Genomic DNA, 20,996 nt, shown 5'->3' with positions numbered 1-20,996 from the left:
CATAATTACGCGAAGATCATGATGTATATAAAGTTCACGATTAACAAATATATTTTAATATAACCTTATCGTACAGGATAACCTACTTACTCACAAATTATTAATCGTGCCTTTCTTTAATTGCAACTGGTTAAAAAAAAGACCCCTCGAAAGGGATCCATTCATTTCCAAAATGTATCAAAAGTCGTTATTGGCATATGCCTTTTATGTTGCGCTTTGAAGTAGTAATCCTCTAGCTTTTTCCGAGCATCCTCTACAATGGTTTTACCTTCCAAATAATCATCAATTTGATCGTAAGTAATCCCTAGTGCTTCTTCGTCTGGAAGTGCTGGTCTATCTTCTTCAAGATCTGCTGTTGGAACTTTCATATATAGATGTTCTGGACATCCAAGCAATTGAAGTAGTAGTTTTCCTTGTCGCTTATTCAAACCAGAAATCGGCATTAAATCAGCTCCACCATCCCCAAACTTCGTAAAGAAACCTGTGATTGACTCCGCCGCATGGTCACTTCCTAAAACGACACAGTTATGCATAGCAGCAATTGAATATTGGACTTTCATTCGTTCTCTAGCTTTTTCATTCCCTTTTGCATAATCCGAAAGTGATACGCCTTCATTTAGCAGCGCATGTTCACTTGCATCTACTGCTTCTTTTATATTCACTGTGTATATTTTTGAAGGATTAATGAATTTTAAAGCATCTTCGCAATCCTCCTCATCAAATTGCGAACCGTAAGGCAGTCTCACCGCAATAAATTGATAACGAGTTGTTCCGTCTTCACTATTTAATTCATCCACGGCAATTTGGGCTAGCTTCCCTACTAATGTAGAATCTTGCCCACCAGAAATCCCCAAAACAAATCCGTTTAAAAACGTGTGTTTTCGAGTATATTCTTTCATGAAGTCGACTGACTTTCGTACTTCTTCTTGAGGACTAATAGTGGGTTGCACGTTCAATTCAGCAATAATCCTCTTTTGCAATGCCGTCATTTAGAAGCCCCCTACCTTTCAATAAAATCTTGTACCATTTCCTTTACTTCTTCGATATTCCTCATTTTATTATCCCAACACTTTTGACTTAGATCGACTGGATATTCTTCTGGATTAAGTGAGCGTTTGTATTCATCCCACAACAGCTCCAAACTCTCTTTCGCGTGCGTTCTAATATCTTCCAACATCGGATAGTCATAAATAACTTCTCCACTTTCCACGACTTTGACATGCAAATCTTTCGCTTCAAAGTTGGTAACAAATTTCGAAATGAATGTGTGGACAGGGTGGAACATTTTAATGCGTTTTTCAGATGAAGGATCTTCATCATGCATCGCAATGTAATCTCCTTCAGCCTTACCATTTTCAAGGTCAATAATTCGATACAGTTTTTTCCGACCCGGTGTAGTCACTTTTTCAGTCGTCGATGAAATTTTAATTGTATCTTCCATTTCACCAGCTTTATTTTCGATTGACACAATCTTATAAACGGCGCCAAGTGCAGGTTGATCGTAGGCAGTGATTAACTTTGTTCCTATCCCCCATACATCAACTCGTGCACCCTGAGCTTTTAAGTTCAATATTGTATATTCATCAAGGTCATTGGATACAACAACTTTCGTATCCGTAAATCCTGCTTCATCTAACATACGACGTGCCTCTTTCGATAAAAAGGCAATATCTCCACTATCTAGACGAATCCCAATGAAGTTTATCTTGTCGCCTAGCTCTTTCGCCACTTGAATTGCTGTTGGAACTCCAATTTTAAGTGTATTATACGTATCCACTAAAAACACACAATCTTTATGACGTTTTGCATAGGAATGGAATGCTTCATATTCACTCTTATACGCTTGTACCATTGAATGTGCATGTGTTCCGGCAAGTGGAATTCCGAACTTCTTACCTGCACGAACATTACTAGTTGCTTCGATTCCACCAATAATCGTGGCCCGTGCACCCCAAATAGCCGCATCCATTTCATGTGCACGACGTGTTCCGAATTCCATAACCATTTCATCTTTAACTACTTGTTTAATACGGCTCGCCTTTGTCGCTATAAGCGTTTGATAGTTAACAATGTTTAGCAAAGCCGACTCGATTAATTGAGCTTCAATTAAAGGAGCCTCTACACGAAGTATAGGTTCATTTGCAAAAACAAGTTCGCCTTCGACCATAGAATATACGTCCCCTGTAAAACGGAGGTCCTTTAAATAAGTAATGAAGTCCTCTTGATAGCCGAGATCGTCCCTTAAATAAGCAAGATCGCTTTCACTTAGTTTAAAGTTTTTCAAATAATCAAGAACTCGCTCAAGTCCAGCAAATAACGCATAGCCATTCCCGAAAGGTAAATTCCTGAAAAATAATTCAAAGACCGCTTTCCGATTATGAATACCATCTGCCCAGTAAGATTCCGCCATGTTAATTTGATAAAGATCTGTATGTAAAGCTAAACTGTCATCTACGTATTTCGAACTCATATTATTCTCCTTCTTCCGCAAGGTTAATTAACTACAGTATACACTACTTACCCTTTTTTCGACTTGAACGAACATCTATCGCATATAAATTTCGCCGTTAAATTGACGCTCAATCCCCAAACACTTTTGCCTCTTGCCAACGCCCATACTTATAATAGAGGAATGAAATAACGCTACTAATTACGAAACTTATACCAATACCAAAAGCAATTCCTTTTTCACCCATCATCAGCGCCAATACATACGTAACGGGATAGCGTAGAATCCAAAATGAAATGATGTTTAAGATAAGCACTTGGAACATCGCACCCGAAGCACGTACTGCACCATTTAAAATAAAGTTAATCCCTAAAAACGGATAGAAAAAAGCAATCGTCTTTAAATAATCTGTACCAAACTGCGATGCGTCCGGCTCTTGGATAAATAAACGTATGCCGTAATCAGCGAATAAGACGATTAAAAGAGCGAGAACGAGCATAACCATTAAGTTATAAATAAAACCGTACCATGTAATTCGGTGTACTCGGTCCCATTTCCCAGCACCAATGTTTTGTCCAACCATACTATTTACGGCCGTCCCCAATGCTTGTGCAGGAACCATTATCAAACTATCCAATCGCTGGGCTGCTCCGTAACCTGCCACAACTGCAGGCCCAAACGAAGTGACGACACTCATAATCGCCATAACTCCTGCAGAAATTACACTCATTTGCAATCCCGCAGGAATTCCAAGTTTTAATATATCAAGAACTTCTCTTCTAGCCGGTTTATGCGGCTTAGAAAACGGGACAAGTTGTTTATTTAATGTATAGAAAATACCAATTCCGAAAGCTACACCTTGTGACAATAGCGTCGCATAGGCAGCACCTTCAATTCCCCAACCGAAAACATAAATAAAAAGGGGATCCAGAACGGTATTTAGTAATACTGCTATTAAAACAAAATATAAGGGTGTTTTTGAATCTCCCATCGACCTGAATACCGTTCCAATAAAGTTGTAACCAAACAAAAATACCATACCCATAAAATTGATTTGCAAATAGGAAGTAGCCATTTCTACCATGCCGTCCGGTGTACCAAGCAACGTTAAAATTGGTTCCGCTAATATAAATCCAATAACTCCCAACGAAAGAGACATTAAGGTTAGTAATACGACAAATGCATTTAAATAACGCCGAATTCCTTCATCACTGCCCCTACCCTTTTGTTGTGAAAGTATCGTCAGTGCCGCGTTATTTAACCCTATAACAAATGAAAGCACAGTAAAAATAACAGTCCCAGAAATTGCAACTGCCCCAAGCGCATCCGCCCCAATTAAATTCCCGACCCATAAACTATCAATGAACTGATAGGATATTTGAAGCAAGTTCGTTAAAATAATCGGTGCCGAAAATATGAAGAGTTGCTTAAATATATTGCCTTCCGTAAAGTCATATTGCTTAGCCATTCCTACACCACTTTCTTTACTAACACATAGGTGATTACCCGAATATCTTTAATCCGACAGCCCCAGCAACAATTAACGATAAAAAGCCGATTCGTTTCCAACCTGCTGGTTCTTTAAAAAACAAAATACCCATTAAAACTGCGCCTGCCGCTCCGAGCCCAGTCCAAATCGCGTAAGCCGTCCCCATTGGAATTTCTTTCATTGCTAGCGCTAAGAATAGAAAACCAAAACTAAAAGATAGAACCATCAAAAGTAAATTTTTAAGCGACCTCTTTTCATTAAAAATATTGATGCAGAGTACACCTAGAATTTCACCAAAGCTCGCTATAACAAGAAAAATCCAGGCCAATTCAGTCGCCTCCTTCTACTAGAACTTTGTCTTCTGTCGTTACTTTAATACCAACGACACCAATAATTATAAGCCCGATAAAAACTACCTTCCAAATTGAAAATTCTGCACCAAAAACTAAGAACTCGGTTAGAACAATCGCTGCTGCACCTGAACCTGTAAATACTGCATACACAGTACCTGAAGGCAATTTTTCACACGCTTTAATTATGAAATAAAAACTAAAAATAATTGCAATAATTGTAGCTAGCCATTCCCAAACTGTATCTGAATAGCGTAAGCCGATTACCCAAAAAACTTCTACAATCGCTGCGAATAAAACATAAAGCCATGCCACCGCGACTCCCCCTCTTTCTACAATTGAAAATTTTGATTCTTCTAGTTTAAAGTATACACCTAAATCGGAATATTTCATGAAAAAAGGCGGTGAATAGAGAGGTTTAGGCTTGTAGTCTTTGACATACCAGATGATACTACTAAATAAGAGATGCTACATGAACAGTTGCCAAAGGGCTATGTGAATATGGATGTAATAAAGGGATTTTTTCAGAAAAAAGGAGTTACGCGCGTCATTATTTTTGCATTGATGCCTTTCATCTTTTATAGCTTGAGAAGTATATTGAATGAAAAAAGACAAGGCGGAAAGTTCACCTTGTCTTTTTGTTCGATCGAAAGCCATTAATAGACGCTTGCTAGCTATTTATTGGAAAATCATGATTCTTAATCTATGATAAAATCAATTCTTTCTCCAATCTAAGCAACTCTTTTTTCATATCTAGACCAGCTCGGAAACCACCAAGTTTACCGTCTTTTGTTAAGACGCGATGGCAAGGAACAATGATTAAAATAGGATTTGCACCAATTGCGGTTCCAACGGCTCTTATCGCACTTGGCCTTTGAATACGTTTCGCAATATCTGTATACGAAACAATCTGCCCAAACGGAATTTCTAGCAATGCCTTCCAGACCATCTGCTGAAACGGTGTCCCATGAAGATCCATCGGCATGACAAATTCTTGACGTCGCCCCTCCATATAATCAATCAATTCAGCTGCAAACGGCCGCAATACTTCGGCGTCTTCCAACAGAACATGTCCTGGAAGTCGTTTGTCCACCCAGGTTATCACTTCTTCAAAAGATGCATTTGGCGTACCGATATAACAAAGTCCAGCTGTTGTTGCAACAAGATACATTTTCCAATCCTTGTGATCGAGTAATGCCCAAAATATTTTTTCATCCATCGTACCGTACCCCCATTAGCTCGACTTTTGGCAACCTTTAATGGGAATTCATCAAAAATTGACGAAAGTCGGGTCGTCAGTAATATACACAGTATACTCGTTTTAGTTCTGAAAGAGTTGTTTTTCGGAATATAAAAGCAAGATAATATAATCTCTAGGAGTTGTATTTATGTCCAGTTTATACGAGCCGGCTCTTCATTTTCGTGATGTCAGTTATTCCGTTGAGGACATCCCTATTTTAAAAAAATTACGGGTTCATTCCCGAAAGGTAAAATTACGGCACTTGTCTGCCCTTCTGGTGTAGGGAAGCGGTATGGTCATCGGAAACTCCATGGCACTTTCGATTCTATTCCTTAATCGATTTACCGCGGAGATTGAAACACATCGTGATGAAACGGAGTTAATTCTCTCCCTAGGAGGAACGCCAAAACAAGCGATTCATAGACAACTCATCATTGCAATCAAAGCGAGTATGATTCCGACAATCGAAAGTCAAAAACCATAGGATTAGTCCAGCTGCCGGGCATGATGAGTGGTCAAATCATTGCCGGCGCGGATCCAATTCAAGCAGTTCAGTTCCAACTGCTAATCGTTTTTCTTTTATTGACGACTGCCGCAGTGACAAGTGTGTTACTTGGATTTCTATCCTATCCAAGTTTGTTTAAAGAGCGTATGCAGTTGTTAAGAGCCAAAAACTAAAAGAGTAGCCCGTGTTTTATTTTGGAAGAAGGGATAGCCAATTTGGAAGGTGGAGATGAGGGGTACACGCGTAGATCTAGCATGGCGGCAATTCAATTTGTCCTGTCCCTTTTCCGTTCGGTTGATGAATTGATTGTTCCGGAAGACATTTACGGTGGCAATAATGACGTGCTTGCAGGACTTATCGTTGCAAAAGGGCAAATCGAAGTTCCATCGATTCGCCCACTCCGTGAACAAATGCTTCACTTTTTTTACATTACTCGAACTTTCCTTCTCTATAATCAGTAAACGCCTGAACAATCTCTTCTTCTGAATTCATGACAAATGGACCGCGTGCTACAACGTCTTCACCAATTGGTTGTCCCGCATAAAGTATGACATGTAGTTTTTCATTTGCCTGAATCTTCACTTCGGTTTGTTCAGCATCTAACCCTCGCTCAAGCCAAAGCACTTGCCCTTTATTACCTAACGTACAGTCCTTACCAAAATTTCCATTACCTTCTATTATATAAAGGAATCCATTATAACCGCCAGGAAGATCTTGTGTGACCGTTGCGCCTGGCTCAATAAGAAACTCGACCATCGTAACAGGTACATGATTTTTCGTATCTGCCACAACACCCTTTGAAGAACCAGAAAAGACACGAATCGTTGCTCCCTCTTCATGACGAATCGGCATATCTTGCGCACGCATGTTTTGGTAACGCGGTTCCGTCATTTTTTTTCCACTTGGAAGATTGACCCACAATTGTAAAGAGCGAACGGTTTCACCAACAGCAGGCTCTTCTGCGTGAATAATACCACTACCAGCGGTCATCCACTGAACATCGCCAGGAAACAATTCTCCACCACTTGTTTTATTGTCCGAATGCTCCAACTTACCTTCAATAACATACGTGACCGTTTCAATTCCACGGTGAGGATGCATGCCAAATGTACCTCGCACGAAATAGTCTTCAGCCATTAATAAAAATGGGTCAACTTCCTTCCAGTTATTCGGTTCAATTACTAACCCTGCTTTATGGGTTGGTGACTGGGCCTCCAATACAACATCTTTTACACTTCGTATTCCCCTTGAAACAATCTGTTCGTTGCTCATTTTTTCGCCCTCCAATACGTGATAAAAAAAGGATTAGAACTTGAAATGTTCCACCAAGTCTAATCCCTTTTAATAGTCGTTGTTTATCCCAAAGTAGTCGTTTTTGTTTTATTGTAAAACTCAACGAAGTTTTTTACCACCATATCCAAGAAGTCGATTGTTGCTTGGTCTGTCAATTCTCCAGCCTCATTCAACTTTGTATGAACTGCACCGATGTAAACTTCATTTCCCGGTAATAGCACTGGTGCTAATGTAGGGTTTGATAAGATTTCTCTTAAGTGCAGTTGCGCACGAATACTTCCGAAAGCACCCATGGAAGATCCTACGATGAAAGCTGGTTTTCCTTGAAGTGTAAAGTCGCCTCCACGTGATAACCAATCAATCGCGTTCTTCAAAGCACCTGGAATTGAGAAATTGTATTCAGGCACTGCAAATAATACAGCATCTGAATCTTTTACGTTATTTTTAAAATCCATTACTTCTTCTGATGGATTATTTTCTATATCTATTGAAAACATTTCAAGATTATTTACAAAAACAGGTGTTATTTCTAATTGATCTGAATAATGCTTTCTTAGGTGTTCCACAATCTTTAAATTATAAGACGTTGAACTTGTACTACCTATAATTGCTTTTACTTTAATAGTCATTTGAAAAACTCCTCATTTCAATAATTTCTAACCTCATTAATAATACACCTAGTAGGTTTGGGCTTCAATAAATTAGCTCGTTTACAAAGTAGTCGGTCTAAGTATTTTTGAATCCGAGACGACATCAAGACAGTTTCTGTCTTTCTAATCATCCCACCTTACAACTCAAATATGGATCATTGTTTGTAAATACACTTGGACGATGCAGTAAAAAGCAGTCGCAAACTTCAAATTAAATTGGAACCCATTCTTAATTGGACTCAGTCCATTTTCACTACTTAACATAATGACAGGAATAATAAATGGTGAGAGTAGAATTGAAATGACACTTCCCGAAGTGATTGCTAATAATAAAAGTTCAGAAGGGTAAGCTAGCTCCATAGTACCCACAATTCCCGCTACTAGTACAATAACTGATAACGGTCCCAATCCTAAAAAACCAAGTAAAATAACGATAAATGGAATTAAAAGAAGGAAATTTAACAGTGGTATAATTTCAGTCAAAGAATGCATTGCGTTAACAAGTTTTGCACCGATACCAGACTCATTTAATGTAAATATCAATAATCCAGTAGCCAATAGAATACTAATTTGCTGCGATTGTAATGCTATTCCTTCCTTAAAGTACTCTTGAGTTTTAACAACTAGACTTTTGCTTCTTTTCTTAATTAAATAATATATACTTGTCCAAATTGGGATCACGATAGGAATTACGATAAGCAATTCTATCTTAAGCATAGCATGGACGATAAATATCGTTCCGAAGAGAGTAGTAAATAAGAAGCCAAACTCAATAACGTCCTTATTTCTCCCCTTTTGATATCGTGAATTTGTTTGTGCTTTACTAATTTGCTTTTGTAAAATTGAAGTGTAATCGAGTCCGTACTTCCTTTGTTCGTAAACTGAAAAAACAACTGCTAATAGTGTACCGATCATTGCAAAAATGAAACCTTGTAGAATTGCTTTCCATAAAGGCACTCCTAGCGTTTCAAGTGCAAATATAAAGCTAGGTATACTGATAACCCATAACGTTGAAAGTGCAAATCCACGTAAGATTGCAGTTCCTTTATAATTTTCCCATGCCTCTCCTTTTTGCTCGTTTAAAATAGAGTTAATAAATTGGTACATCATTGAAACAGATCCAAATAGTAAAAAATGAGCAATTATCTGAGTCATTGAAGTGATTCCAAAATAAAACTTCCTACTATTATTTAAGAACACATGTGCAAAACTAAGGATTTCTTCGATATAGGGTTCTTCCTTTAAGACCCAACTAATCATTGGCACAATCAATAATAAACCAATCAATGCACTCATTTGTCTGGTCCCTAAAAGTACACCATCCGTTATCGAATCACTTGTAAAAACAAGCACTAGAAAAGCAGTAATAAGAAGAAATAGTTGTAGTTTCAACTGTCTGAAATCCAAATATAAAAAAGTGAAAATTAGAGTAGTGAGTCCGAAGATAGATTGCAATACCAGAAGCTGTTTTAATGGGTACACATATGTAATGAAATGCAATATTACGTATACTATAATGGATAAGGTCAAGCCGTATAATACTTGTTTTCTCATATAATTATGTGTACAGGCAAAGTCAAAGTTAAGAGTCACTCACGCACAACTTTTTAACCCGTTGTAGAAGAATGTCATTGTTTTGTACTAAGAAGGAAACCTGCACTACCTCCTATCAAGTTTTAGTGCTAAGAAAATTAAGCGATTTTCAATTGCGTCATTCAAAATTCTTTAATCTACCCATTATATTACCATATACAAAACTGAATCCAACCAAAGAGTTCAAAATTATTTGATAATTGACATTAAATTTAAAACGGTACAGATGAAAAAGAAGAATCCATAAATTTGGACTCTCCTTTGAACTTCATTCATTTTCTTCAAGTTCTAGCACACCATCAGTCATCTTATAGACTTTGTCACAATATCCGATTAAACGCGTGTCATGGGTAACAACAATTGTAGTCGTCTTTTTGCTTTTTGTTTCGTTTTTCAGCAGCTCCATTACCTCGTATGCTTTTTCAGAATCAAGTGAAGCTGTTGGTTCATCTGCTAAGATTATCGATGGATTACTATATAATGCTTTCGCAATCGCTACCCGTTGCCTTTCCCCACCCGAAAGATCAGACGGATACTTCGCTTTCAACTCACCAATGCCCAAATCCTCATACAAAGTCTCTAGTTCATCATTTGACATGTTTCCTTTTTTTACTTTATCCAACAGTTTTAATTGGTTCTCTACTGAAAGAAATGGGATAAGATTCGATGCCTGTAGGATAAATCCAATTTCTTTCAATCGAATTTTTGACCGTTGCTTTTCCTTTAATTTTGATAAGTCTTGATTATTAATCACTACATTTCCATCAGTCGGAGAAAGTAATCCCCCTATAATGGTTAATAGAGTACTTTTCCCAGAACCCGATGGCCCTATAATCGCAATAAGTTCTCCACGTTCCGCTTGGAAATTTGTTTCTTTTAACGCATCTACTTTTTTATGCCCTATGCCAAATGATTTCTTTACGTTGCTCAATTGTAAAACTGCCATTTTTTATCCCCCTATCGCTGTCAATGGATCGATTCGAACAATCGTTAAAACAGAGAAAACTGCGCCAAGTATTGCTACTGATATAAGTACAACCCCATATAAAATCATCGTTGCTATATCAAATGAAACAGGAACAGCACTCGGTAAAAACGCTCCGGTCAGTAGCGTCAATCCGAAACCAATAAAAACACCGATTACGGCTAGAATAAACGTTTGTGCAACGATTGATTTTGACAAATAGAGATTCGAGATCCCTTGCGCTTTCATGATGCCGAACATACTTATTTTTTGAACAGTAAGTACATATAAAAAGATAGCTACAATGACGGCTGAAATACCAAACAAGAAATAAATCATAAAATTAAGAGTTAAATTCTGCTCAGTATAGCCTGGCAACTTCTGAATAAATGTTTCAATTTCCGTTACAATTAGTGCATCATTTTCAGTAATTGAAGATAAATCGTCTGCCCGTATAACAACACCATTAATTCGGTCCTTATTCATTTCCGCATTTTCTCCAAATTTAACTTTATTAATCGTTTCAAAGTCTGTATATAAAACAGGCGCTGCATTAAATCGCGCATTTTTTGTAAAACCAACTATAATTAAACTCTCTTCACTAGAAGATAAATTCAATTTATCCCCTATTTTGAAACCTTCGTTCTGTAATACATCACTTGCAATAACTTCATTTGGATTTGAAAAGACTTCACCCTCAATCACATCGGGCATAATAAATTCATCTTCATTAATACCAAAGATGGAAACATTAATTTTTTCATCTCCATTACGTGCAATTGCATTCATTTGACTAATTGCAGCAATCTCATCTGCTTTCACATCATCTACATCAGATAGGAGCATCGATGATTGATAAAGACTGATATCTGAGTCATCCGTCAAAATAATCGCTGACGCCTTCCACTTATCTACAGATTCTCGGTTCATATTCATTAACCCTGTTGCTAATCCGGATAAAAAGAAAACTAGATAAGCAACCAGCATTAATACACCTATAATGAGTGCAAAACGTAATTTGTTCTTCTTAATTTCATTCCATGCTAAAAACAATATGAACACATCCTTTTATAGTGTGAATACAAATCTGTACCTAATGAAAAGTTCGATTTAAGTTGCGTTGCTGTTTGATAAAGGTTTTCAGCTGTTTCCGCAACTTTTTCAGTGTCGGCACCGATTGCTTTGATGACCTTCACCAATTCAATTACTTCGGTTTCGACCAAACGAATATGAGAGTCATTTTCACCAATTGAATGCAAAATCTCTCCAAACTTCATTTGCGTCTTCACTAATTGCAGAAACTTTACCCTTCAATTCATCTTTCACGATATCATATTGTTCATCGCGTAGCTTCATGTTTTCTTTATCATATTCTTCTAAGACTATTTGCATTTCAAAGTTTACAAGTTTCGAAACCGTTAGCATAGCTTTTTCCCTTTCTAGACTTGTTGGCATCTCTTTTGTAAATAAGCGAATAAACACTTCTTGCAGTTGTTGAAATGTTCCCATATACCACTTGGGTTCCAATCCAATATTAAAATGCATTTGCGCAAGCTTCATTTTCTTCTTAATCGACACTTCATTAATTTCCCCTTCAAACATGGCGACAATATAAGTTGCAAGCAATTGTTTTAAGCGATCAACCTGAGTACGCTCTTCAATAATTTTTCTTAATGAAGGAACCGACAATACTTGATCATAGAATACAGAAACAACTTCTTCTACACCCGCTTGAATATAAGGTTGATAAGTTTTTACAAGGGCTAAATCCTTACCAGTTAAATCAATTAATCCCATTTGCAGTTTCATTTCCGGATATGCGCTTAGTTCAATTCTCGAAACATCTGAAAGGTAATGTTCTTGATACTTTGTTACTTTGAAGTCCTCCCGACTTTATCGCCACTTTATAAATCGATTCATGTTCCATCACTCCCACTTTTGTAGCGATATTTTAGATGTCATAAGTTACTCTACTTAATAGTATCAACTATCTGTATAGTTATGTCAAACCTTTTATCTTAAACGTTGTACAAATTTGATTACTATTATATAATAAAGTACAAATGATTCTTAGGGGGACTTTCCATGAAACACTGTGAAATATGTATGCCAGAAAATCTTAACTACCAAATTCGTTTTTCAGGAGAAGAAAACTTAAAACATCTGCCACAAATTAGTTCATATCTCGTCAAAAATGATTTGTTGATTTCTAAACAAAGCAAGGCACTGACTGTTAAGGAAGCTGCAGTTAGCGGATTAATTGATTATTTTCATGACGTCATGAATATTCAGGATATTTCATTTCGATTGGATAAAGGCAACTGGAGACCCATTGAAGATATTACAGAGTCTCTAAATTTACAATGGATTGATGCTGTCATTTTCAATGGGTTAGTATCGTTTCATATTCAACCGATTGTCAACGCTTCAGGAGATATTTATGCGCATGAAATGCTTGCTAGATTTCAAGACGTTAATGGTGATGCAATGGGTCCTTATGATGTATTCCAGGCCGCAAAAAAAAGAAACAGGACCTATGCACTTGATCGGATTTGTAGAATGTCTGCTGTTCGGAGTGCTGCTTCAGTAAATACGAAAGTATTTATCAACTTTATTCCAACATCGATTTATTCACCAGAGCATTGCTTGCGTTCAACGGTTGAACTAGCAAATGAACTTGGAATAGAACCTTCCAGATTTGTATTTGAAGTAGTCGAGACTGAAAAGGTAGATGACTTGGCACATTTAAAACGCATCCTAACCTATTACAGACAAAAAGGTTTTCGATATGCATTGGACGATGTTGGAGAAGGTTTTAGTACGATAGATGTATTGGAACAACTAGCTCCCCATTATATGAAATTAGACATGAAATTTGTGCAAGGTGTATCCAAAGATATTGACAAGCAAAATGCAGCAAATAATATACTTCAGTCCGCGTTACAAATCGGTGCAATTCCGCTTGCTGAAGGAATAGAGGAAGAGGAAGACTTTGTATGGTTACGAGATAAAGGATATCAGCTTTTCCAAGGGTATTTGTTTGGAAAGCCGGCTCCAATTCACGAACACTAACAACTACTTACTTGATTTCTTTATTATTCTCGAAAATAGATAACCTAGTAAGCATCCATATAAAGCATGCCCAACAAGCCAATAAAAAATAGATGGTAGGCTTGTTATTTCAGGTGTTCTTTCTGAAAAAGCTGTCGTTGGATATAATAATCCACCGATTAGTGTGCAAACAGCGATAGAGAAGTAGATTGCTTTCTTTTTTGAATCCAATTTTAAAATGATTAAAGCGATGTAAAGACAAATACTTACCGCTACAGAAACAATTAAATGAAAGAGTACTTCAATAGATTCTGAAAGTTGATATTCATTTAAAATTGGAATGTAATCCACATTTAATAGTAAAGTGTACACCCTGTATAAGGTTACTTGTTCAATTTGTTTAAATAATAGTGTTAAAAAAACACCCGATACAACGCCATAAACAATAGATTTTATTATTCCGTTCCTAGAAATCATCAATTTGCCCCTTTCTTTGTATAAAATAGTGTAAAATAAACCATAACTGTATATAGTTTTAACTTAAAGATTGTACAATTGCAACATGGAAGATTATACTTACAAGATAATGATTCGTGTCGTACGTATTTTGTATTGAAAGGAGTAATAGAATGAGTCAATCTCAAACAAACACGCAATATACGATTCAACAAGTATCCGATATGACAGGTTTATCAAAACAAGTCATCCGTAAATGGGAAGAACGACATGATCTCGTACAGCCACAAAGACTTCCTAACGGATACAGAATATATAGTGATAAAGATGTAAATACATTACTTGGCGTTAAAACACTCTCGGAGCAAGGGTATTCGATCAAACAAGCGGCTTCTTTCATCAACAAAGAGAATATAATCGAGAGCCCACCCCCTGAAAGGAAAGCAGGCTATCAACATGAACAACTGAATGGGCATGTTTTCCAACTCCTTGAAAAAGGGACTCATTGCGATGAGACTGAATTGAATTTAATTCTACAGCAGGCCTATCACCAGCTCGGTTTGGAGAAATTTTTGTCAACAGTTGTCCTTCCTTTTTTAAATGAAATCGGCAATCGGTGGGAAAAAGGGGAATGGGATGAATACCAGGAATCTGTATCAAGCTTAATTGTGCGCGATTTCCTTGTGCAAATTCGGCGCAATTATCGCTTTAGAGAAGATTCACCTTTACTTTTGGGCGCATGCTTACCTTTTGAAATGCACGAGATTCCCTTACACATTGTCTTATTACAATTCATGTTAAAAGGTTGGAAAACAATCTTAGTAGGTTCATCACCTGCTCCTGGATCTATTCAAGCATTGTTTCAAAAATTAAAACCCTCTATGGTATTCTTATCTGCGACTACAACAACTCCGTTTGACAAAAATCCTAATTTGTTAAGTGAACTTGATGATTTTGCCAGGAATCAAAAAGGTGTTCCTTTTTACTTAGGCGGAATGGGTGCAATAAAATATACGAGAGGCAAAACGTTGAATTCCCTTCGCATTGTAGAGTCGATCGATGACATTGTTGAGCCAATTGTGAAGCTTTAATAGACTTGAAAGTTTTGAATCATTTCTTGCCAATCCATCTCGATTCCTCTACAAAAATGAGTACTCCAGCAGCAACACCTACAAAACAATTTTCTTGTCCACTAGCACTGATTACCTCCATTGAGGTGATCAGTACTATATTGTTTCATGAACCTTATTTTTTGTCGATTTGTATAATTACCCGATTAGTCTAAGCTCTACTCTAATTGCTTTTTTCTGTTTCAATTATTTTCTTTATTGGCTTCCTCTCTCAACAACTTTTTCAGCTGTTTTGTCTTCATCCTTTTCAAGTTCATTGTTTGGAGAAATCATTGTGTGTACCGGTTCCATTCCATGGTCTAAAACGATGACTAACCGATCGTTGTCATTCATCACATTCAACGCCTCTCCAAGAAAATGATCTGCTTGTTCATAGGCCCAAAAAATATATTCCATAGATTCTTTCGACCTTTCTTTAGAATATCCAGGTTGCCTTGGATCAATTAATAAATGCTTATGCTCTTCATGATCAATTTGTGGATAATAATAAAATAATAAGTCGGGTTGATATTTTTCTTTTATATATAGTGATACATCCGTTGTCCATTTTGCAAAATGTTCACTAATCTCCTCGTATTCTGAACCCGTAATCCAATCTTGTTCAAGTGCATCATCGTCATCTTGCACAGATACAAAACCGTATCAAGGAATGTTTTTACTCGATATCAGATTGCTTTAACGTCTAGGATTCTATTCAATAAGCAATTCCCATTCGATAGTTTATGTACTTTTTTAAAATTAGTTCTCCATATGCAAACGAGGCCGTATCTTCAACTGTAATACGTTTTCCGTTTTCCGGTAAAAAATTCCGTTCGATTCGATACAATCCTTCTGCTTCACCATCCGGCAAGTAGGTTGGACATACGATCGTCCAGTCCAAATTTGACTCTTTTAGAAATTCATACACTTTACGATGTTCTTCTGCTGCAAATGTTAACTTCCGATTAGAATCCCCTGCTTCATATCGCAATTTGCTCGTATCTATCCGACTTTGTAAAATTCCAGCTGTTCCAATCGTCACAATTCTACGTACTTCTTCTTTATTCATAGCTCGGATTATATGCGAGACAGAATCTGTTAATGTAGTTGTTTTATCCGTTCCAAGAGCACTAAACACAACATCCATTCCTTCAATCGTCCGTTCAACAGCTTTTTCATCCCGAACATCACCTTGAATAACCTTGACCCTATTATGAGGCTCTAACTTCTTAGGGGATCGAACAAGTACCGTTACTTCATAACCATCTGCAAGAGCTTTTTTCAATACAACATTACCGACTCTACCTGTTGCTCCAAACAATGCAATTTTCATTAGTATCCCTCTTTCTATTAATCCAATGTCTTTATTAAATCCAAACACATTCTTTTTGTAAAATTATATCACTTGTACATTAACCCTTTCGGTTGTCACAACTTAAATTAATTGCGGATTAACGTTACCAATATCTATAGCAGCTCTTTATCATTAGCTAATTTCTTTGAGAATATCTTCCGTTTCACACCCGGTCGTAGGTTTTGGGTTGTTGTTTCAGGTGTTGTAGCAATCATCCTCATGTTACTTAATATTGTTGAACATGTTGATAAGTTGATGACTTTCCAAGGCGTCTTTCTTTTAGCTTGGGCCGCTGTTCTTGTTACCGATGCATTAGTTGTGAAAAAACTAGTAAACATTGGCCCCTCTTATTATGTAGCTCGCCAGGAATATTTGTACAAATGGAATCCTGTAGGTACCGTTTCATTAATCGTAGCAAGCACTCTTGGAACAATTGCCGCTCTAGGTTATATGGGACTATTTCTGGAAACAACTGCTGCATTTTTCGCAGCTGTACTTGCATCAATCCTTACTATAATCATCTCTATATTTACAAAAGGCAAATATTATTTAATAAAGAACCAAATGATATAGTTCAAGAAGACACGCTCAGTAAAGAGTAAAATAAGGTCTTTTTCAAATAAAACCTAAGCCTAGTATTAGTGATGAAGCTCACTTTAATAGGCTTAGGTTTATTATAAGCGGTTCGTTATACAGCAGGCTTTTCCGAAAACTGACTCGTATAAAGTGTTTCATAAAAACCCTTCGCCTCTAACAATTCATCGTGCGTTCCCTGTTCAATAACTTTCCCTTTATCCATAACCACTATTAAATCAGCGTTTCGAATAGTTGAGAGTCGATGTGCAATAACAAAACTTGTTCGGCCTTCCATCAGCCGATTCATAGCTTGTTGAATTAGGAGCTCTGTACGTGTATCCACACTAGACGTTGCTTCATCTAAAATCATAATAGATGGATCTGCCAAAACCGCTCGTGCAATCGTTATAAGTTGTTTCTGTCCTTGAGAAATATTAGACGCTTCCTCATTTAAGATTGTGTCGTATCCATCGGGAAGTGTGCGAATGAAATGATCAGCACGTGACATTTCAGCTGCCGCCAGGATTTCTTCTTCTGTTGCTCCACTTTTACCGTAGGCAATATTGTCTTTAATGGTTCCATTAAAGAGCCACGTATCTTGAAGAACCATTCCAAATGTAGTTCGTAGATTTTCACGGGACATGCTCCGTGTATCTTGACCATCAATCTTTATTGTCCCGCTATTCAATTCATAAAAACGCATTAACAAATTTATTAGTGTTGTTTTACCAGCACCTGTCGGACCAACAATGGCAACCGTTTGACCCGGTGAAACGTGAACATTCATATCTTCGATTAATAGGTCCTCGCCATATCCAAAATCAACATGCTCAAATGTAACTTCTCCTTTAGCATTGTCCAAACGTACAGTTGTTACTTCAGCTACTTCTTCTTCCTCATCCAATAGTTCAAAAACACGTTCTGCTGCTGCAACTGTTGACTGGATGATATTGGCAATATTTGCTGTCTGTGTTATTGGTTGTGTAAATTGTTTTGAGTATGTGATGAAAGCTTGAATATCACCAATCCTAATTGCGTTCTGCGTAACTAAAATTCCACCGACAATGCAAATAAGTACATAGCTTATGTTTCCTATTAGGAACATCATTGGCATAATAATACCAGAAATAAATTGGGCCTTACGTCCGGCATCATATAACTGCTCATTTACATCTTCAAACTTCGCAATTGCTTTTTCTTCATGGCCAAATACTTTAACCACTTGGTGACCCGTATACATCTCTTCAATATGGCCATTTAGATTCCCCAGCGTTCGTTGTTGATTGGCAAAATGCTTTTGAGATCGTTTCAAAAATGGACGAATTACAAAAATGGATAACGGTAGGGAAACAAGCGCAATAATTGTAAGTACCGGACTTATCCATAACATCATCGCGAGAATACCTACAATAGTGACGATGGATGTGATAAATTGCGTAAGACTCTGTTGCAATGTACTTCCAATCGTATCGATATCGTTCGTCATACGGCTAAGCGTATCGCCTACTGGATGCCCATCGTAATATTTTAAAGGAAGCTTTTTCAGTTTGTCATTAACATCTTCCCGTAGTCCATAAACAGTGTTTTGGGAAACACTAGCCATGATAAACTGCTGAACGTAACTAAATATGCTACTTGTTACATACAAACCAGCTAGCAATAGTAAGAGTTTCGCTATGGTATCAAAATCGATAGCCGCATCAGGTACTCCCGTAAACTTCCCATAAGCACCCTCAAATAATTCGGTGATTGTATTCCCCATTACTTTGGGGCCTAGAACCATGAAAATCGTGCTCATAATAGCTGCAAAGAATACTATAATTAGTTTGTTTTGCTCGGGCTTCAAATAGCTAAGGAGTCTGCGTAACGTACCTTTAAAATCTTTCGCCTTTTTCCCTTCCATCATCATATTTCCCCCACCGAATCCTCCAGGTCCACCGCTTTGAGCAGGACGTTTTTTATGTTCACTCATGCGATTTCCTCCTCTGAAAGCTGTGATTCGACGATTTCACGGTATACTTCATTTGTTTCTAATAGGTTCTGATGTGTGCCAATACCGGCCACTTTACCTTTGTCTAATACAATAATTTGATCTGCATCGATGACTGTACTTACGCGCTGCGCAACAATTAGAACCGTCGCATCTTTCGTTTCATCTTTTAAAGCCCTACGTAACTCAGCATCTGTTTTATAATCAAGTGCCGAGAAACTATCATCAAAAATATAAATATCAGGCTTGCGAATTAAAGCTCGGGCTATTGATAGACGTTGTTTCTGTCCACCAGATAAGTTCGACCCCCCTTGGGAAATAACAGCTTCATACCCATCTTTCATATTTTCTATAAAGTCCCCTGCTTGTGCGATACGCACCGCATACTTCATTTCACTTTCCGTTGCATCCTGTTTTCCAAATCGAATATTTTCTGCAACCGTTCCCGAAAATAGAAGTGATTTCTGGGGGACAAACCCTAGTTTCGAACGCACCTCTTCAAGCGATGAGTCTTTACTATTAACACCATTTACACGAATCGTACCTTCTGTCACTTCATATAAGCGGGGTATTAAATTAACTAACGTCGTCTTTCCAGAACCTGTTCCACCAATTATGGCGGTAACTTCACCAATCTTTGATTTAAAATTAATATTCGATAGCGCTGGTTCTTCAGCTCCAGGATAAGTAAAGGAAACATTATCAAATTCAAGAGTTGCAGGCTCTTTATTTGCTTTTTCTTTTCCTTGGTCTAAATAAGTTGGCTCTAGTTCTAACACTTCATTAATCCGATTCGCAGAAACTGCTGCCCTTGGAATCATGACAAGCATCATTGAGGCCATGACAAGGGAGAACATGATTAACATGACATATTGAATATACGCCATCAAGTCACCGATTTGCATCGCTCCACTGTCAATTCGAACTCCCCCAAACCAAATAACTCCTACGACTGTTAGATTCATAATAAGCATCATGACCGGCATGACAAAAGCCATAACTTTATTTACTTGAATAGAGACATCTGTTAATTCCTTGTTAGCATCTTGTAAGCGAGTACGTTCTTCTTCTTCACGATTAAATGCCCTTACGACTCGGACACCTGTTAAGTTTTCGCGCAACACGAGATTCAATCGGTCCAGTCTTTTTTGTACGGTTTTAAATAATGGAACTCCTTTACGAAATACGAAATAAATTAAACCGATTAGAAATGGAATTGCCGCAACGATAACAAGCGACAATTTTGCATCTTTTGAAAGTGCCATAATAAGTCCGCCAACAAACATAATTGGCGCACTGACAACCATTCGTAGCATCATAATAACAACCTGTTGTACTTGTGTAATATCATTCGTCGTTCTAGTAATAAGTGATGCAGTTCCGAGTTTGTCAAAATCTTGCAGGGAAAAATCTTCAACATGCTTGAAAACTTTACGACGAAGATCTCTTCCCAAACCCATAGCAGCTTTTGAGGAATAATAGCTCACAGCTACTGATGCCAGAGCGCTAATTACGGATACAACTAGCATGATTCCACCGATTTTCCATATATACGGAATATTACCCAGCACAACTCCATTATCTATGATGTCAGCCATAAGCGTTGGCAAATACAATTCCGACATGGACTGAAGAAATACAAGCCCAAAAATAGCAATAACAATCCATTTATAGACAGTTAAGTTTTTTAAGATTTTAATCATTTCGTCGATTCCTCATTTCGGTCACCTAAAATTCTTTATATTTGATAAACACATAGGCTCTTTACGTATAAAATATTTCAAACAAAAAGTGACACGGTGTCACTTTGTAGTATGAACTTATATTAAATCACGGTATGGAACATGTCAATCTATTCGTGATAATGCGTCATGACAACTGGCCATTTACTCATCCTATTGAATTTGCGCCGCACTCGTTGACAACT

General features: G+C 37.4%; 20 protein-coding genes and 3 pseudogenes. 5 read left to right on the top strand and 18 right to left on the bottom strand.

The genetic code is table 11. The annotated features are described in order from the left end of the window. Positions 1–161 precede the first annotated feature (161 nt). The 6 genes from nadE to ACXYMX_RS09585 all read right to left on the bottom strand — a co-directional run bounded on the left by nadE (position 162) and on the right by ACXYMX_RS09585 (position 5,507). Positions 162–989 (bottom strand): ammonia-dependent NAD(+) synthetase, encoded by an 828-nt coding sequence (gene nadE / locus ACXYMX_RS09610; RefSeq protein ID WP_459044033.1) that lies wholly within the window; start codon positions 987–989, stop codon positions 162–164. Positions 990–1,000: 11 nt separating this feature from the next. After that, entirely contained in the window at positions 1,001–2,470 is a 1,470-nt protein-coding gene (locus ACXYMX_RS09605; RefSeq protein ID WP_459044032.1) for a nicotinate phosphoribosyltransferase, read from the bottom strand. A 109-nt stretch (positions 2,471–2,579) separates the two neighbouring features. Then, entirely contained in the window at positions 2,580–3,917 is a 1,338-nt protein-coding gene (locus tag ACXYMX_RS09600) for an MATE family efflux transporter (RefSeq protein ID WP_459044031.1), read from the bottom strand. A 34-nt stretch (positions 3,918–3,951) separates the two neighbouring features. After that, a complete protein-coding gene (locus ACXYMX_RS09595; RefSeq protein WP_459044030.1) occupies positions 3,952–4,266 on the bottom strand; it encodes a DMT family transporter in 315 nt (104 codons plus the stop codon). A gap of 1 nt (position 4,267) precedes the next feature. Next, positions 4,268–4,603: a DMT family transporter gene (locus ACXYMX_RS09590; RefSeq protein WP_459044029.1), complete on the bottom strand. Its 336-nt coding sequence runs from the start codon at positions 4,601–4,603 to the stop codon at positions 4,268–4,270. A gap of 388 nt (positions 4,604–4,991) precedes the next feature. Continuing rightward, positions 4,992–5,507: a methylated-DNA--[protein]-cysteine S-methyltransferase gene (locus ACXYMX_RS09585; protein ID WP_459044028.1), complete on the bottom strand. Its 516-nt coding sequence runs from the start codon at positions 5,505–5,507 to the stop codon at positions 4,992–4,994. A 307-nt stretch (positions 5,508–5,814) separates the two neighbouring features. Here ACXYMX_RS09585 and ACXYMX_RS09580 point away from each other — a divergent pair. Then, positions 5,815–6,206: pseudogene (locus ACXYMX_RS09580) on the top strand (ABC transporter permease); the annotation flags it as partial. Positions 6,207–6,224: 18 nt separating this feature from the next. Continuing rightward, positions 6,225–6,494: pseudogene (locus ACXYMX_RS09575) on the top strand (PLP-dependent transferase); the annotation flags it as partial. Here the strand turns inward: ACXYMX_RS09575 and ACXYMX_RS09570 are convergent. The 7 genes from ACXYMX_RS09570 to ACXYMX_RS09540 form a co-directional block, all read right to left on the bottom strand. Continuing rightward, a complete protein-coding gene (locus ACXYMX_RS09570) occupies positions 6,463–7,305 on the bottom strand; it encodes a pirin family protein (RefSeq protein WP_459044027.1) in 843 nt (280 codons plus the stop codon). The pseudogene ACXYMX_RS09575 and the gene ACXYMX_RS09570 overlap by 32 nt on opposite strands. A gap of 83 nt (positions 7,306–7,388) precedes the next feature. Then, positions 7,389–7,955, bottom strand: coding sequence for an NADPH-dependent FMN reductase (locus ACXYMX_RS09565; RefSeq protein ID WP_459044026.1), 567 nt, complete (start codon positions 7,953–7,955; stop codon positions 7,389–7,391). 165 nt (positions 7,956–8,120) lie between these two features. Next, the gene (locus ACXYMX_RS09560; protein ID WP_459044025.1) at positions 8,121–9,368 is read right to left on the bottom strand and encodes a hypothetical protein; all 1,248 of its coding nucleotides are present in this window, start codon (positions 9,366–9,368) and stop codon (positions 8,121–8,123) included. A 469-nt stretch (positions 9,369–9,837) separates the two neighbouring features. Continuing rightward, complete coding sequence (locus ACXYMX_RS09555) at positions 9,838–10,515, bottom strand: ABC transporter ATP-binding protein (RefSeq protein ID WP_459044024.1); 678 nt, start codon at positions 10,513–10,515, stop codon at positions 9,838–9,840. Between the two features lie 3 nt (positions 10,516–10,518). Further along, positions 10,519–11,586: an ABC transporter permease gene (locus tag ACXYMX_RS09550; RefSeq protein WP_459044023.1), complete on the bottom strand. Its 1,068-nt coding sequence runs from the start codon at positions 11,584–11,586 to the stop codon at positions 10,519–10,521. Further along, a complete protein-coding gene (locus ACXYMX_RS09545; protein WP_459044022.1) occupies positions 11,577–11,810 on the bottom strand; it encodes a hypothetical protein in 234 nt (77 codons plus the stop codon). The genes ACXYMX_RS09550 and ACXYMX_RS09545 overlap by 10 nt, the downstream gene beginning before the upstream one ends. Further along, positions 11,776–12,342, bottom strand: a complete 567-nt coding sequence (locus ACXYMX_RS09540; RefSeq protein WP_459044021.1) for a protoglobin domain-containing protein — start codon at positions 12,340–12,342, stop codon at positions 11,776–11,778. The genes ACXYMX_RS09545 and ACXYMX_RS09540 overlap by 35 nt, the downstream gene beginning before the upstream one ends. A 276-nt stretch (positions 12,343–12,618) precedes the next feature. On the opposite strand from ACXYMX_RS09540, the gene ACXYMX_RS09535 reads away from it, so the two are divergent. After that, a complete protein-coding gene (locus tag ACXYMX_RS09535; RefSeq protein WP_459044020.1) occupies positions 12,619–13,605 on the top strand; it encodes an EAL domain-containing protein in 987 nt (328 codons plus the stop codon). A gap of 3 nt (positions 13,606–13,608) precedes the next feature. Here ACXYMX_RS09535 and ACXYMX_RS09530 read toward each other — a convergent pair whose 3' ends face one another. After that, positions 13,609–14,061, bottom strand: coding sequence for a hypothetical protein (locus ACXYMX_RS09530; RefSeq protein WP_459044019.1), 453 nt, complete (start codon positions 14,059–14,061; stop codon positions 13,609–13,611). A 152-nt stretch (positions 14,062–14,213) separates the two neighbouring features. Between ACXYMX_RS09530 and ACXYMX_RS09525 the strand changes: the two genes are divergently transcribed. After that, a complete protein-coding gene (locus ACXYMX_RS09525; protein WP_459044018.1) occupies positions 14,214–15,131 on the top strand; it encodes a MerR family transcriptional regulator in 918 nt (305 codons plus the stop codon). 234 nt (positions 15,132–15,365) lie between these two features. On the opposite strand, the gene ACXYMX_RS09520 is transcribed toward ACXYMX_RS09525, so the two are convergent. Next, positions 15,366–15,797 (bottom strand): alkaline phosphatase family protein, encoded by a 432-nt coding sequence (locus ACXYMX_RS09520; protein ID WP_459044017.1) that lies wholly within the window; start codon positions 15,795–15,797, stop codon positions 15,366–15,368. Between the two features lie 67 nt (positions 15,798–15,864). After that, entirely contained in the window at positions 15,865–16,482 is a 618-nt protein-coding gene (locus ACXYMX_RS09515) for an NAD(P)-dependent oxidoreductase (protein WP_459044016.1), read from the bottom strand. 111 nt (positions 16,483–16,593) lie between these two features. On the opposite strand from ACXYMX_RS09515, the pseudogene ACXYMX_RS09510 reads away from it, so the two are divergent. Next, positions 16,594–17,105, top strand: a pseudogene (locus ACXYMX_RS09510) (purine-cytosine permease family protein); the annotation flags it as partial. 86 nt (positions 17,106–17,191) lie between these two features. On the opposite strand, the gene ACXYMX_RS09505 reads toward ACXYMX_RS09510, so the two are convergent. Then, a complete protein-coding gene (locus ACXYMX_RS09505) occupies positions 17,192–19,051 on the bottom strand; it encodes an ABC transporter ATP-binding protein (protein WP_459044015.1) in 1,860 nt (619 codons plus the stop codon). Continuing rightward, positions 19,048–20,772: an ABC transporter ATP-binding protein gene (locus ACXYMX_RS09500; RefSeq protein WP_459044014.1), complete on the bottom strand. Its 1,725-nt coding sequence runs from the start codon at positions 20,770–20,772 to the stop codon at positions 19,048–19,050. The genes ACXYMX_RS09505 and ACXYMX_RS09500 overlap by 4 nt, the downstream gene beginning before the upstream one ends. Positions 20,773–20,996: the final 224 nt, after the last annotated feature.

This window comes from Sporosarcina sp. CAU 1771, from assembly GCF_054482775.1.
Note: the sequence above shows the minus strand (reverse complement) of the source record. Positions and strands in the feature narration are given on the sequence as shown.

Coding starts and splice junctions, on each gene's coding strand:
- nadE (WP_459044033.1), bottom strand. CDS start 989: ATGACGGCATTGCAAAAGAGGATTATTGCTGAATTGAACGTGCAACCC.
- ACXYMX_RS09605 (WP_459044032.1), bottom strand. CDS start 2,470: ATGAGTTCGAAATACGTAGATGACAGTTTAGCTTTACATACAGATCTT.
- ACXYMX_RS09600 (WP_459044031.1), bottom strand. CDS start 3,917: ATGGCTAAGCAATATGACTTTACGGAAGGCAATATATTTAAGCAACTC.
- ACXYMX_RS09585 (WP_459044028.1), bottom strand. CDS start 5,507: ATGGATGAAAAAATATTTTGGGCATTACTCGATCACAAGGATTGGAAA.
- ACXYMX_RS09570 (WP_459044027.1), bottom strand. CDS start 7,305: ATGAGCAACGAACAGATTGTTTCAAGGGGAATACGAAGTGTAAAAGAT.
- ACXYMX_RS09565 (WP_459044026.1), bottom strand. CDS start 7,955: ATGACTATTAAAGTAAAAGCAATTATAGGTAGTACAAGTTCAACGTCT.
- ACXYMX_RS09555 (WP_459044024.1), bottom strand. CDS start 10,515: ATGGCAGTTTTACAATTGAGCAACGTAAAGAAATCATTTGGCATAGGG.
- ACXYMX_RS09545 (WP_459044022.1), bottom strand. CDS start 11,810: ATGAAGTTTGGAGAGATTTTGCATTCAATTGGTGAAAATGACTCTCAT.
- ACXYMX_RS09540 (WP_459044021.1), bottom strand. CDS start 12,342: ATGAAACTGCAAATGGGATTAATTGATTTAACTGGTAAGGATTTAGCC.
- ACXYMX_RS09535 (WP_459044020.1), top strand. CDS start 12,619: ATGAAACACTGTGAAATATGTATGCCAGAAAATCTTAACTACCAAATT.
- ACXYMX_RS09530 (WP_459044019.1), bottom strand. CDS start 14,061: ATGATTTCTAGGAACGGAATAATAAAATCTATTGTTTATGGCGTTGTA.
- ACXYMX_RS09525 (WP_459044018.1), top strand. CDS start 14,214: ATGAGTCAATCTCAAACAAACACGCAATATACGATTCAACAAGTATCC.
- ACXYMX_RS09515 (WP_459044016.1), bottom strand. CDS start 16,482: ATGAAAATTGCATTGTTTGGAGCAACAGGTAGAGTCGGTAATGTTGTA.
- ACXYMX_RS09505 (WP_459044015.1), bottom strand. CDS start 19,051: ATGAGTGAACATAAAAAACGTCCTGCTCAAAGCGGTGGACCTGGAGGA.
- ACXYMX_RS09500 (WP_459044014.1), bottom strand. CDS start 20,772: ATGATTAAAATCTTAAAAAACTTAACTGTCTATAAATGGATTGTTATT.